This is a genomic window from Aquipseudomonas guryensis, assembly GCF_014164785.1.
Taxonomy (GTDB): Bacteria; Pseudomonadota; Gammaproteobacteria; order Pseudomonadales; family Pseudomonadaceae; genus Aquipseudomonas; species Aquipseudomonas guryensis.
Genome location: NZ_JACJFN010000001.1, coordinates 744,639 through 758,129, shown reverse-complemented (window position 1 = coordinate 758,129; position 13,491 = coordinate 744,639). Strand labels below are relative to the sequence as shown.

Annotated in this window: 12 protein-coding genes; 9 read left to right on the top strand and 3 right to left on the bottom strand. The window is 64.6% G+C overall.

Features of this window, described 5'->3' with window-relative positions; translation table 11 throughout:
• Window positions 1–11: 11 nt before the first annotated feature.
• Window positions 12–1,007 carry an ArsR/SmtB family transcription factor gene (locus H3H45_RS03435; RefSeq protein ID WP_182832336.1) on the bottom strand — a complete coding sequence of 332 codons (996 nt, stop codon included), beginning with the start codon at window positions 1,005–1,007 and terminating at the stop codon, window positions 12–14.
• A 189-nt stretch (window positions 1,008–1,196) separates the two neighbouring features.
• Here H3H45_RS03435 and tkt point away from each other — a divergent pair, with 189 nt between their 5' ends.
• The 8 genes from tkt (at window position 1,197) to H3H45_RS03395 (ending at window position 11,271) form a co-directional block, all read left to right on the top strand.
• Window positions 1,197–3,197 (top strand): transketolase, encoded by a 2,001-nt coding sequence (gene tkt / locus H3H45_RS03430; RefSeq protein ID WP_182832335.1) that lies wholly within the window; start codon window positions 1,197–1,199, stop codon window positions 3,195–3,197.
• A 51-nt stretch (window positions 3,198–3,248) separates the two neighbouring features.
• Window positions 3,249–4,331 carry an erythrose-4-phosphate dehydrogenase gene (gene epd / locus H3H45_RS03425; protein WP_182833123.1) on the top strand — a complete coding sequence of 361 codons (1,083 nt, stop codon included), beginning with the start codon at window positions 3,249–3,251 and terminating at the stop codon, window positions 4,329–4,331.
• Between the two features lie 2 nt (window positions 4,332–4,333).
• Window positions 4,334–5,497 carry a phosphoglycerate kinase gene (locus H3H45_RS03420; protein WP_182832334.1) on the top strand — a complete coding sequence of 388 codons (1,164 nt, stop codon included), beginning with the start codon at window positions 4,334–4,336 and terminating at the stop codon, window positions 5,495–5,497.
• Between the two features lie 80 nt (window positions 5,498–5,577).
• Window positions 5,578–6,642 (top strand): class II fructose-bisphosphate aldolase, encoded by a 1,065-nt coding sequence (gene fba / locus H3H45_RS03415; protein WP_160078062.1) that lies wholly within the window; start codon window positions 5,578–5,580, stop codon window positions 6,640–6,642.
• A gap of 59 nt (window positions 6,643–6,701) precedes the next feature.
• Window positions 6,702–7,127 (top strand): hypothetical protein, encoded by a 426-nt coding sequence (locus H3H45_RS03410; protein WP_182832333.1) that lies wholly within the window; start codon window positions 6,702–6,704, stop codon window positions 7,125–7,127.
• 277 nt (window positions 7,128–7,404) lie between these two features.
• Window positions 7,405–9,402, top strand: coding sequence for a methyl-accepting chemotaxis protein (locus H3H45_RS03405; protein WP_182832332.1), 1,998 nt, complete (start codon window positions 7,405–7,407; stop codon window positions 9,400–9,402).
• Window positions 9,403–9,475: 73 nt separating this feature from the next.
• Entirely contained in the window at window positions 9,476–9,976 is a 501-nt protein-coding gene (locus H3H45_RS03400; RefSeq protein ID WP_182832331.1) for a YgjP-like metallopeptidase domain-containing protein, read from the top strand.
• Between the two features lie 242 nt (window positions 9,977–10,218).
• Window positions 10,219–11,271, top strand: a complete 1,053-nt coding sequence (locus H3H45_RS03395) for a cyclic nucleotide-binding domain-containing protein (RefSeq protein ID WP_182832330.1) — start codon at window positions 10,219–10,221, stop codon at window positions 11,269–11,271.
• Between the two features lie 69 nt (window positions 11,272–11,340).
• Here the strand turns inward: H3H45_RS03395 and H3H45_RS03390 are convergent, their stop codons facing one another.
• Window positions 11,341–11,811: a GreA/GreB family elongation factor gene (locus tag H3H45_RS03390; RefSeq protein WP_182832329.1), complete on the bottom strand. Its 471-nt coding sequence runs from the start codon at window positions 11,809–11,811 to the stop codon at window positions 11,341–11,343.
• A gap of 108 nt (window positions 11,812–11,919) precedes the next feature.
• On the opposite strand from H3H45_RS03390, the gene H3H45_RS03385 reads away from it, so the two are divergent.
• The gene (locus tag H3H45_RS03385; RefSeq protein ID WP_235983329.1) at window positions 11,920–12,672 is read left to right on the top strand and encodes a substrate-binding periplasmic protein; all 753 of its coding nucleotides are present in this window, start codon (window positions 11,920–11,922) and stop codon (window positions 12,670–12,672) included.
• On the opposite strand, the gene H3H45_RS03380 is transcribed toward H3H45_RS03385, so the two are convergent.
• Entirely contained in the window at window positions 12,669–13,478 is an 810-nt protein-coding gene (locus H3H45_RS03380) for a hypothetical protein (RefSeq protein WP_182832328.1), read from the bottom strand. The genes H3H45_RS03385 and H3H45_RS03380 overlap by 4 nt on opposite strands.
• Between the last annotated feature and the right edge of the window lie 13 nt (window positions 13,479–13,491).

Here is a 13,491-nt window from a genome sequence, read left to right as displayed (position 1 = left end):
CAAAATCCTATTCATTCCTGGGTTTGCTTCGCATCCGGCTTGGCGAAGTGCCGTACCTGAATCTGAAAGCCGTTCTTGAGGCCCACATAGAGGCTCTCGCCGGGCGTGAGCCCCGCGGCATCGGCCCAACGGGCCAAGTCTTCCTGTTCGAAGCCGAGCCAGAGATCGCCGCAGGCCGTCCTGGCCCAACTCTGGTCATGGCTGCACAACTCGGTGATCAGCAGGCTACCGGCCGGTTTGACCAGGCGCGCCAGCTGCTTCAGTGCCTCGGCCGGGGCGGCGAAATGGTGCAGAACCATGTTCACCACCACGCAGTCGGCGGCGCCGATCTCGTCGTTCAGGGCATCGGCGAGCAGCAGCTCGACATTGCCCAGTTGTTCTTGCGCGCAGCGCTGGCGCGCCAGTTCCAGCATCGCCGCACTGTTGTCCAGCGCGGTCACCTGGCTGAAGCGCCGTGCCAGCTCCGGCAGGAAGCCGCCATCGCCGGGGCCGACTTCCAGGGCCGTGGCTCCGGCGGCGAAGCCCAGCGCATCGAGCAGGGCCAGCACGCTGTCGCGGTACTGCGGCAGGCCGGCGATCAGGTCCTGCTGGGCCTGGAACTTGTCCGCTGTCTTGGCGAAGAAGTCGCGGCTGGCGGCGGCGCGCTGGGCGTGCACAGCGGCGATACGCTCCTGCACCTCGGCTGGCAGTTGCAGTTCATCGACCTCCGCCAGCAGCGCGCCATGCAGGGTGCCGCCGAGCAGTTCGCTGTGCGGCAGTGCGCGGCGGTAGAAGATCGCATTGCCTTCGCGGCGGGTGGCCACCAGGCCGGCCTGGGCCAGCACCTTGAGATGGTGACTCATGCCCGACTGGCCGATGGCGAAGATCTGCGCCAGCTCCAGCACGCCGAACGAGTCGTTGGTCAGCGCGCGCAGCACGTTCAGGCGCAGCGGATCGCCGCCGGCCTTGCACAGGGCGGCGAGCTCATCGGCTGGCTCAAAACGCAGTTGGGGCACGCGCATATTCATAGTGGCGGCAGTCTAGTCGGTCACTTTTCATCCAGCAACACCAATATCAAAACTTTTTGATATTGGTGTCTGGGCGAGTCGGCCGGCAGCTTTCGTCGATCTTTCATTGCCCCGAAGCGCCTGGCTGGGCGAAAATGCGCGCCTTTTTCCGCCCTTTCATTAAGTAACAGTCCGTCCAGGAGATCAGCGATGCCCAGCCGTCGTGAGCGTGCCAATGCCATTCGTGCCCTCAGCATGGATGCCGTGCAGAAAGCCAACAGCGGCCACCCGGGTGCCCCCATGGGCATGGCGGACATCGCCGAAGTGCTGTGGCGCGACTACCTGCAGCACAACCCGAGTAACCCGAACTGGGCCGACCGCGACCGCTTCGTGCTGTCCAACGGCCACGGCTCGATGCTGATCTACTCGCTGCTGCACCTCACCGGCTACGACCTGGGCATCGACGACCTCAAGCAGTTTCGCCAGCTGCACAGCCGCACCCCGGGCCACCCGGAGTACGGCTACACCCCGGGCGTCGAGACCACCACCGGCCCGCTGGGCCAGGGCATCGCCAACGCCGTCGGCTTCGCCCTCGCCGAGAAAGTCCTGGGTGCGCAGTTCAACCGTGACGGCCACGCCATCGTCGACCACTTCACCTACGCCTTCCTCGGCGACGGCTGCATGATGGAAGGCATCAGCCACGAAGTCTGCTCGCTGGCCGGCACCCTGGGCCTGGGCAAGCTGGTCGCCTTCTACGACGACAATGGCATCTCCATCGACGGCGAAGTGCACGGCTGGTTCACCGACGACACCCCGGCACGCTTCGAAGCCTACGGCTGGCAGGTGATCCGCAATGTCGATGGCCACGATGCCGAAGAAATCAAGATCGCCATCGAGACCGCGCGCAAGTCCACTGACCGTCCAACCCTGATCTGCTGCAAGACCGTGATCGGCTTCGGTTCGCCGAACAAGGGCGGCAAGGAAGAGTGCCACGGCGCGCCGCTGGGTAACGACGAGATCGCCGCCACCCGCGCGCAGCTGGGCTGGAACCACGGCCCCTTCGAGATTCCGGCTGACATCTACGCCGAGTGGGACGCCAAGGAAGCCGGCGCCGCCCGCGAAGCCGCGTGGAACGACAAGTTCGCCGCCTACGCTGCTGCCCATCCCGAGCTGGCTGCCGAGTTCAAGCGCCGCGTTGCCGGTGAACTACCGGCCGACTTCGCCGAGAAGGCCGCCGCCTACATCAAGGATGTCGCCGAGAAGGGCGAAACCATCGCCAGCCGCAAGGCCAGCCAGAACGCGCTGAACGCCTTCGGCCCGCTGCTGCCGGAATTCCTCGGTGGCTCGGCCGACCTGGCCGGCTCCAACCTGACCCTGTGGAAGGGCTGCCAGGGCGTGTCGGCTGAAGACGCCTCCGGCAACTACATGTTCTACGGCGTGCGCGAGTTCGGCATGAGCGCGATCATGAACGGTGTGGCCCTGCACGGTGGTTTCATTCCGTACGGCGCGACCTTCCTGATCTTCATGGAATACGCCCGTAACGCTGTGCGCATGTCCGCGCTGATGAAGCAGCGCGTGCTGTACGTGTTCACCCACGACTCCATCGGCCTGGGTGAAGACGGCCCGACCCACCAGCCGATCGAGCAGCTGGCCAGCCTGCGTGGCACGCCTAACCTCGACACCTGGCGTCCGGCCGATGCGGTGGAATCCGCCGTGGCCTGGAAATACGCGATCGAACGCGCCGACGGCCCGTCCGCGCTGATCTTCAGCCGGCAGAACCTGCCGCACCAGAGTCGCGATGCCCAGCAGCTGGCCGACGTGGCCCGTGGCGCCTACGTACTCAAGGACTGCGCCGGCGAGCCGGAACTGATCCTGATCGCCACCGGTTCGGAAGTCGGTCTGGCCGTGCAGGCCTATGACAAGCTGAGCGAGCAGGGTAAGAAGGTCCGCGTGGTGTCCATGCCGTCGACCAGCGTGTTCGACCAGCAGGACGCTGCCTACAAGCAGGCCGTGCTGCCGCTGCAAGTCGGCGCGCGTATCGCCATCGAAGCCTCGCACGCGGACTACTGGTACAAGTACGTGGGCCTGGAAGGGCGCATCATCGGCATGACCACCTTCGGTGAGTCCGCCCCGGCACCGGCGCTGTTCGAGGAGTTCGGCTTCACCGTCGACAATATCTTGGAAACCGCCGCCGAACTGCTGGACGCCTGAGGCCGTGCTGCGGTGGCTGCCGCCAGCCACCGCACCCTGCCCGAGACCACCATGGCCAAACGCCCCTATAAAGTCGCCCTCAACGGCTACGGCCGCATCGGTCGTTGCGTGCTGCGCGCCTTGCACGAGCGCGGCGCCGCGGCCGGTTTCGAGATAGTCGCGCTGAACGACCTGGCCGACCAGGCCAGCATCGAATACCTGACTCGCTTCGACTCCACCCACGGCCGCTTCCCCGGCGAGGTGAAAGTCGACGGCGATTGCCTGCATATCAATGGCAACTGCGTGAGGGTGCTGCGTCAGGCCACCCCCGAGGCCATCGACTGGGCTGCGCTGGACATCGACCTGGTGCTGGAGTGCTCTGGCGTCTACCACAGTCGTGCCGATGCCGAGCGCTTCCTCGCTGCCGGTGCGCCCCGGGTGCTGTTCTCCCAGCCGATGGCCAGCGAGGCGGATATCGATGCCACCGTGGTGTTCGGCGTCAATCAGGCCTGCCTGACGGGCGCCGAGCAACTGGTGTCGAACGCCTCCTGCACCACCAATTGTGGGGTGCCGCTGCTCAAGCTGCTCAACGAGACGGTGGGGATCGAGTACGTATCGATTACCACCATCCACTCGGCGATGAACGACCAGCCGGTGATCGACGCCTACCACCATGAAGACCTGCGCCGCACGCGCTCGGCCTTCCAGTCGGTGATCCCGGTGTCGACCGGTCTGGCCCGTGGTATCGAACGCCTGCTGCCGGAACTGACCGGGCGCATTCAGGCAAAGGCCATTCGGGTGCCGACGGTCAATGTGTCCTGCCTGGATATCACCCTGCAAACCGCCCGCGACACCAGTGCCGAAGAGATCAACCGGGTGCTGCGTGAGGCCGCCACCAGTGGCCCGCTGCAAGGCCTGCTGGCCTACACCGAACTGCCCCACGCCAGCTGCGACTTCAACCACGACGCCCATTCGGCGATTGTCGACGGCAGCCAGACCCGTGTATCCGGCCCGCGCCTGGTGAACCTGCTGGCCTGGTTCGACAACGAGTGGGGGTTTGCCAACCGCATGCTCGACGTTGCCCAACATTTTCTCGATGTTTCTGCCTGTTCCACTGAACAGAAAGCCACTAACCAGCCCCTTGTGAAGGACTGACCATGACTGTTTTGAAGATGACCGACCTCGACCTCGCCGGTAAGCGCGTGCTGATCCGCGAAGACCTCAACGTCCCGGTAAAAGACGGCGTGGTGAAGAGCGACGCGCGCATCCTCGCCTCCCTGCCGACCATCAAGCTGGCCCTGGAGAAGGGCGCGGCAGTCATGGTCTGCTCGCACCTGGGTCGCCCGACCGAGGGCGAGTTCAGCGCCGAGAACAGCCTGGCGCCGGTGGCGGCCTACCTGAGCAAGGCTCTGGGCCATGACGTACCGCTGGTGGCGGATTATCTGGGCGGCGTTGAACTCAAGGCCGGCGAGATCGTGCTGTTCGAGAACGTGCGCTTCAACAAGGGCGAGAAGAAGAACGCCGACGAGCTGGCCCAGCAATACGCCGCCCTGTGCGACGTGTTCGTCATGGACGCCTTCGGCACCGCCCACCGCGCCGAGGGTTCGACCCACGGCGTGGCCAAGTTCGCCAAGGTCGCCTGCGCCGGCCCGCTGCTGGCGGCCGAGTTGGACGCCCTGGGCAAGGCCCTGGGCAACCCGGCCAAGCCGATGGCGGCCATCGTTGCCGGCTCCAAGGTGTCGACCAAGCTCGACGTGCTGAACAGCCTGAGCCAGATCTGCGACCAGCTGATCGTCGGCGGCGGCATCGCCAACACCTTCCTCGCCGCCGCCGGTTTCCCGGTCGGCAAGTCGCTGTACGAGGCCGACCTGATCGACACCGCCAAGGCCATCGCCGCCAAGGTCAGCGTGCCGCTGCCGGTCGACGTGGTGGTGGCCAAGGCCTTCGCCGAAGACGCCGAAGCCAGCATCAAGCTGGTCGCCGATGTGGCCGAGGACGACATGATCCTCGACATTGGCCCGCAAACTGCTGCGCAGTTCGCCGAGCTGCTGAAGTCGTCGAAGACCATCCTGTGGAACGGTCCGGTCGGCGTGTTCGAATTCGACCAGTTCGGCAACGGCACCAAGGTGCTGGCCCAGGCCATCGCCGAAAGCCCGGCGTTCTCCATCGCCGGCGGTGGCGACACCCTGGCCGCCATCGACAAATACGGCGTCGGCGCGCAGATCAGCTATATCTCCACCGGTGGTGGCGCGTTCCTCGAGTTCGTCGAGGGCAAGGTGCTGCCGGCCGTGGAAGTGCTGGAACAACGCGCCAAGGCCTGAGTGGCCGCGAATACTTGAATAGCGCCTGCCCCTGCGGCAGGCTTGCACGATTAACGAGCCCCACCGGGAGAAAGAACACCATGGCACTTATCAGCATGCGCCAGATGCTCGACCACGCCGCCGAATTCGGCTACGGCGTGCCGGCCTTCAACGTCAACAACCTCGAGCAGATGCGCGCGATCATGGAAGCGGCCGACAAGACCGATTCCCCGGTGATCGTCCAGGCTTCCGCCGGTGCCCGCAAATACGCTGGCGCCCCCTTCCTGCGCCACCTGATCCTGGCCGCCATCGAAGAATTCCCGCATATTCCGGTGTGCATGCACCAGGACCACGGCACCAGCCCGGACGTTTGCCAGCGTTCGATCCAGCTGGGCTTCAGCTCGGTGATGATGGACGGCTCGCTGAAGGAAGACGGCAAGACCCCAGCCGACTACGACTACAACGTCCGTGTCACCCAGCAGACCGTGGCGTTTGCCCACGCCTGTGGCGTATCGGTTGAAGGTGAGCTGGGTTGCCTGGGTAGCCTGGAAACCGGCATGGCCGGCGAAGAAGACGGCGTTGGCGCCGAAGGCGTGCTGGACCACAGCCAGATGCTGACCGACCCGGAAGAAGCCGCCGACTTCGTCAAGCGCACCCAGGTCGATGCCCTGGCCATCGCCATCGGCACCAGCCACGGCGCCTACAAGTTCACCAAGCCGCCGACCGGTGACATCCTCGCCATCGACCGCATCAAGGAAATCCACAAGCGCATCCCCAACACCCACCTGGTGATGCACGGTTCTTCCTCGGTACCGCAAGAGTGGCTGGCGATCATCAACCAGTACGGCGGCGACATCAAAGAAACCTACGGCGTGCCGGTCGAAGAGATCGTCGAAGGCATCAAGTACGGCGTGCGCAAGGTCAACATCGACACCGACCTGCGTCTGGCGTCCACCGGCGCCATGCGTCGCCTGATGGCCACCAACCCGAGCGAGTTCGACCCGCGCAAGTTCTTCGGCGCCACAGTGACCGCCATGCGCGACATCTGCATCGCTCGCTACGAAGCCTTCGGCACCGCCGGTAATGCCTCCAAGATCAAACCGATCTCCCTGGAAGGCATGTTCCAGCGCTACGCCAAGGGTGAGCTGACCGCCAAGGTCAACTAAGCCATCTGCTGCACCGAAAGCCCCGCTCTGCGGGGCTTTTGTTTATCGGGGGGAAGGTAATGCCGTCTATCGTTCGAGGCGTATTCTGCGTCGCTGTGCTGGCGCTCGCCGGTTGTGCCCAGCAGCCGAGAGTTGAAGCGCCTGCTCCAGCTCCTGCGTCAGTTCAGACCCAGGCCGACCCGCAGCGCTGTGTCACGCAGGCCGAATGCACCACCAAGACCTCGCGCACCCTGCTGTTCGTCTTCGACTATGCCGCCGCCGGTGGTGCTCTGGTGGAACGCCAGGAGCGCCTGCTATTCACCCCGGCGGATGCGCCACGGAGCGAGTGGCCGGCCATCTACATCCGCCTGGCCGAACCCATGAGCGGGCGCTTCGACTTCAATGCCGAGTGCCAGGCACCAAGCTGTCGCTATAGCGCTGAGCAGTTGCTGCAGGTCTATCGCGACTATCTGGCTGGCAGGCCCGGCGCGCTGCCCCGCCCCTAGATCACAGCCTGTTTCCGGCCAGCCATAACCCGCGACGCATCCTTGATCTAGAACGATCGTGCATCACGTTCGTCTGATAAAACCCTGCGCCGCGAGCGCCGCCATCAAGCCCTCGATCCATATCCCGATACAGTGGCATCTCCATCTAGACTCTTTGCAGGAGCGTGTAGGAGAGGGATCGCTGTACGGCATCGCACAGACCGGCATGAGCCGGCAGGTGGTGAGGTGTTGCATACATCCACCGAAGCATTCGCAGATCGAGAGCCAGGAGTGAACCATGAGTTCGCTTAAAACAATTCAGGCCCGCTATACCCTTATCTTCATTGCCTTCATCGCCGTGATCTTTGTCCTGACCGAAGAGGGCATCCGCCACTTCATCACGCCCAAGCTGAAAGCCTCGGAAGAGCAGCTGGTGCTGGGCAAGGTCAACAAGATCGCCGAAACCATCCTCTTCGAGTTGGCCAAGGTCGAAGCGCAGTCGCGCAGCATCACCCAGACCATTCCACTGCTCGAAAGCGACAGCATCGATACCGTGGTGCCTGGCCTGGTTGACCAGTACGGTGATCCCAAGGTGTTCGGCGGCGGCATCTGGCCGCTGCCGCAGCAGCGCTCCGAGCGCGACAAACACAGCACCTTCTTTCACCGCGATGCCGGCGGCAAGATGACGGTCAACACCTACTGGAACTCCGACGCCGCGCCCAACTACTACGAGCAGCCCTGGCACCGCGCCGGGCAGCAGGCACCGGTCGGCCAGTGCGCCTGGGCTGCGGCCTACAAGGACGATGCCAGCGCCCAGCCACGCACCAACTGCGCCATGGCCATCAGCAAGGACGGCGCGCCGTTCGGCGTGTCGACCATCGACGTGACCCTGGGCTTCTTCAACAAGCTGGTGGCCGAGAAGGAAAAGGAAATCCAGGGCGAGGTGATGATCGTCGAGCCGGACGGCAAGATCCTCAGTAACCAGGCGCGGATCGGCGGCGAGATTGTGCTGAAGAACGTATCCGAGCTGGCTGGCCAGTCGTTGTTCGTCAACGAGATCCAGGAAGGCCTGGGCAAGATCGGCCGCGATACTTTGTACAAGCACCAGTTCCAGGCCGAGGACGGCGATGACTGGACCTTCTACCTGCAGCCGATCGAGGGCACGCCCTGGCTGCTGGCCGCAGCGCTGCCGACCCACCTGCTCACCGAGAACAGTGCCGGCGTGCTGAAGACCCTGGCCACCCTGCAGATTCCCCTGGTGATCCTGCTGCTGGCGATGATGCTGTTTTCCATCCGCCAGCTGATGCAGCGCCTGCATGTGCTGCGCGGCAATATCGACTCGCTGTCCGCCGGCGATGCCGACCTGACCCGGCGCATCGCCCTCAAGGGCGAGGACGAGATGGATGCGGTGGGCAGCTCGGTCAACCGCTTCATCGCCTACCTGCAGAACATGATCGCCGATGTCACTCAGGCTTCCGCGGTGATCGCCGAAGAGCTGGCGCAGCTCCAGCAGCAGTCGCGCCACACCAACGAAGTGCTGACCCGCCATGCCTCGGAAACCGACCAGGCGGTGACGGCTATCACCGAGATGAGTTCCACCGCCGACACCGTGGCGCAGAGCGCGACTGAGACCGCCAGCTTCACCCGCGACGCCAACGACAAGGCCGAGCAGTCCCGTGTGGTAGTGGCCGAGGCCTCGACCAGCGTGCTGGCCCTGGTCGATGAGGTGGAAAGTGCCACCGCGCGCGTGCAGGAGATGCAGCAGGACGCTCAGCGCATCAACGATGTGCTCGGCGTGATCGGTGAAATTGCCGGGCAGACCAACCTGCTGGCGCTCAACGCCGCCATCGAGGCGGCACGTGCCGGTGAGCAGGGGCGGGGCTTTGCCGTGGTCGCCGACGAAGTGCGCGCCCTGGCCGGGCGCACCCAGCAGAGCACCTCGGAGATCAATGAGATGCTCAGCAAGCTGCAGCAGGGCGTTAGCTCGGCCGTGCAGGCCATGGAGAAGACCAAGGCCAGCTGCCAGGCCACGGCGGACAAGACCTCCCGGGTCAACGTCGGCCTCGACGACATGGCCTCCTCGGTCAGTCGCATTCACGACCTCAGCGCGCAGATCGCCACCGCCGCCGAGGAGCAGAGCGCGGTGACCGAGGAGATCAACCAGAACATGGTTGCCATCCGCCACATGGTCGACGACCTGGTCAGCAGCGGGCAGCAGGCGGACAAGAGCACCGATGCGCTGCTCGCCTCCAACCGCCGCCTGGTCGAGCTGGTCAACCGCTTCAAGGTGCGCTGAGTGGCCACTGCCCACGGGTGCCGCGCGGCCCCGTGGGCGGTAGACTGGTGACCCGTTCCCGCAGTACCGCTCGATGACCGCGCTCAGATACCTTCAGGCCTACCCGATGCACCTGCAGCAGCAGGTGATGCAGATGATCGCCGACGGCCGTCTCGGTGATTACCTGAGCTCACGCTATCCGACGCGCCACCAGATCCAGAGCGACAAGGCGCTGTACGGATACGTCCTCGACCTCAAGCAGCAGCACCTGCGCAACGCGCCGAACATCGACAAGGTGCTCTACGACAACCGCCTCGACCTGACCCATCGCGCCCTCGGCCTGCACACGGCGGTATCGCGGGTGCAGGGCGGTAAGCTCAAGGCGAAGAAGGAGATCCGCGTGGCCGCGCTGTTCAAGGAGGCGGCGCCGGAATTCCTGCAGATGATCGTGGTGCACGAGCTGGCGCACCTGAAGGAATACGACCACAACAAGGCTTTCTACAAGCTCTGCGAATACATGCTGCCGGGCTACCACCAGCTGGAATTCGACCTGCGCGTGTACCTGACCTGGCGCGAACTGGTTGCACCGAACTGAGTGGGTGATCAATCCGCAAGCCGCGTCGTACAAGAACTGAACAGCAGGGCGCAGCCCACGGCTGACAGGGCCTGGAGGGGATCATGCGCAGGTTATCCACAGAGTCATCCCCGCCAGCTGTGCATAAGCTATCCGACCAGCGTCAGCGCCAGACTGATGGCCAAGCGCTATGGTTAAGACATGCCCTCGGCAATGGAACTTCTTTTCCGCGCAAGGCCGCGTTTTCTCGCGGAGTAAAGCCCATGAGTAGTGCAACGCTCAGCATCGAACAGCTGAGTAGCTTCAGCCCGATGGACTTCCTCACCCCGCAGTACCGCCAGCAGCTGCATGCCAGTCTCACGTATGTGCAACGGCCGGCCGGCACGCTGTTGTTGCAGAAGGGTGAGCGCTCGCTGGCGCAGTACTACCTGCTCAGCGGCAAGGTAGCGGTGGATGCCGGCCCGGCCAAACAGACCTTCGAAGGCGGCTCGCCGCAGGCGCATATGCCGCTCAACGGGGTCCAGCCCAATCCGGCCACGGTCAAGGCGCTGACCGATGTCAGCCTGTTCGCCGTCGAGCACCAGTTGCTTGAGCGCCTGCTGGGCTGGAGCCAGGAAGCGGCCTATCAGGTCGACAGCCTCGGCGGCGGCATGCTGGTCGATGAGGGTGACGGCGAGGACTGGCTGGCGCGCCTGCTCAGCACGCCGCTGTTTGGCCGTCTGGCGCCTTCGCATCTGCATGCCCTGCTGGCGCGCTTCGAGTATATCGAGGCCAAGGCCGGCGATGACGTGGTGCGCTATGGCGAGCCGGGCGAGCACTTCTATGTGATCAAGCGCGGACGGGCGCGTATCAGCCTGCCACCGGCATACCGCGAGCAGCCGGCGCTGAGCCTGGAAAGTGGCGACTTCTTCGGCGAGGAGGCGCTGGTCAGTGGCTCGGTACGTTCGGCCAGCGTGACCATGCTCGAAGATGGCGAACTGGCGCGTCTGCACCGTGACGACTTCGTCGAGCTGGTGCGACCGACCCTGATCCCGCGTATCAGCGGCAAAGACCTGGAAAAGATCGGCCAGCAGGCCGGGCGCAAGTACTTGTTGCTCGATGTACGCCTGGCGGTCGAGTACCGCCTGGGCCATCTGCCGGAGAGCTTCAACCTGCCGGTGGCCAATCTGCGCACCCATGCCGACAGCCTCGATCGCGGCACCTGCTACGTTGTCACCCCCGAGGGCGGCATCCGCAGCGAACTGGCCGTGCACCTGCTCAACCAGCTCGGCTTCGACGCTTACCTGCTGGGCGAAGCTTCATCGGCCGCCGCCTGAGCCTGGCGTTACAGGCGGGCGGGGCGTGGTCTCGCCAGCTGGTCTTCACGGCTTGCGCGCGGCTGAGTGTCAGACAGCCTGTAGGATCTGCCAGCGCTGCGGGCCGCTGCTTACCTCGTCTCCCACGCCGAGCCCTAGCAGTTGCTGCCCGAGCGGTGCGCGCGGGGTGATCAGCATGACCTCGCCCCATGTGCTCGGCAGTTTCAGGCCGGCGCCATCGGGGCCGAGCAGCAGACACTGGCGCCGCCCGTCGGCCGTCTGCAGCAACACCAGGGCGCCGAGCTGGATGCCCTGTTCCTCGTTGAACTCGCGCATCTGCAGGGTTCGCCAGGCGTGCAGTGCCTGGCGAATCTCCTCCACCCGCCGCGCCTGCCCGGCGGCCAGGTAGGAAGCTTCCAGACCGAGGGTGTCGTACTTGTTCTCGGCGATGTTTTCTTCGTGCGTGGCCGCTTCGTGTGCGGTTTGCGCGGCGCGCACGGCCATGGCCAGATCGGTCTCCAGGTGTTCGCACACCTGCTGTTGCAGAAGGGTCTTGTCCATGGTCGTGGTGGGCAGTGAACGGGCGTGCAGGGTAGCAGGCCACCCTGGCCGGGGTCTTGTGTCCATGCACTGGTCTAGACTCAGGCAGACTCTGCAAGGTGATCTCCCATGCGTACCCTTCGCCGCTGCTGCCTGCTCTGCCTGATGCTCTGCTACGCCGGCCTGGGGCTGGCGGCCGAGCCCTTGCAGCTGTACACCGAGGAGTACCCGCCGCTGAATTTCAGCCAGGCGGGCAAGCCTGCCGGACTCGGCGTCGAAGTGGTGGAGGAAATCCTCCGCCGTACCGGGCAGCAGGCGTCTATCGAGGTGGTGCCCTGGGCCCGTGGCTACCAGGCGACGCTGAGCCAGCCCAATACCGGGCTGTTCGTCGCCATGCGTACCGAGGAGCGCGAGCAGCTGTTCAAGTGGGTCGGGCCGATCATCGTCGGCGTTACCAGTTTCTATGCCCTCAAGGGGTCCGGCTTGACCATCGCCAGCCTGGAAGACGCCCGCAAGGTCGGCACTATCGCCGTGCCGCGCCAGTGGTACAGCTACCAGACACTTGAAGCCAAGGGCCTGCCCAACCTCTACGGGGTTATCGGGCCGAAGCAGATGATGACCATGCTGCACCATCGGCGGGTACCCGTGGTGGTGGCGGACAATGTCACCCTGGAAAGTCTGCTCGCTCTCGGTGATCTCAAACCGACGGATGTCGAGCCCTTGTACAGTTTTCTGCGCAGCTATGCCTACATCGCCTTCTCACCATCGACCGACGATGCGCTGATTGCGCAGTGGCAGACGACATTGGATGCGATGAAGGCCGACGGCAGCTTCGCCGCAATCTACCAGCGCTGGCTGCCAGGCCAGGAGATGCCGGACTAGCTCTTGCAGTCGCGCAGGCGCATAAATTCGGCGCGGCTGATGCGCTGGAAATCCTGGCTACCGTAGTCATAGTCGTCGGCCGGGCTGAAGCTAAGCGTCACGCGGTAGAAGCCGAAGCGCGGGGTGATGGTCAGTGGATGGTGCTCCTTGGCCGTCAGCGTCAGGTTCAGGCCTCGCGGCTGGGCGCTGTAGGCGCTCAGGCAGCGCTCGTGCAGATGAACCTCGCCACGCCCTGGCTGCGCCCAATTGGCCTGCAGATCCTGCAGTTCGGTGGCGTAGGAGTCACGGCTCTGCACGCTGGCAATCAGGCCCATATCCGCGCGGTCGGGGGCGATGATCTGCTCATCCTCCAGAGCGAAGTCATACTGCGGGGAGCCATGCACATCAAGCACCACCACCCGGTCAGGCAGGCGTACCTGGTAGTCGGTGTCGCCCAGCAGTTTGTCCCCCACGTCGATGCGCTCTTCGAAGCGCCAGTTGTCCCAGTAGCTGACCGAGGGGCGGAAGCGGGCATAGTCATGGCGCAGCTCGCTCAGGTCGGCATACACCTGCGGGTAGGCATAGGCCACCGCGGTATTGGCCAGCTCGACCTGACTGACCCGGCCGAGATGGCGCCAGCTGAAGCCATACAAGGCGCCCAACTCCCACACCGCCACACTGATGCACAACAGCACGCTCAGGCCATAACGACGCAGCGCCAGCGACCAGCCACGGCGGACCCCACACCAAGTAAACAGCAGCAGGCCACGCACCAGCACCGTCAACACCAGCAGCGCACAAAGCAAGAGTCCCAACATCATCAGCATTGCCCGTCCTCCT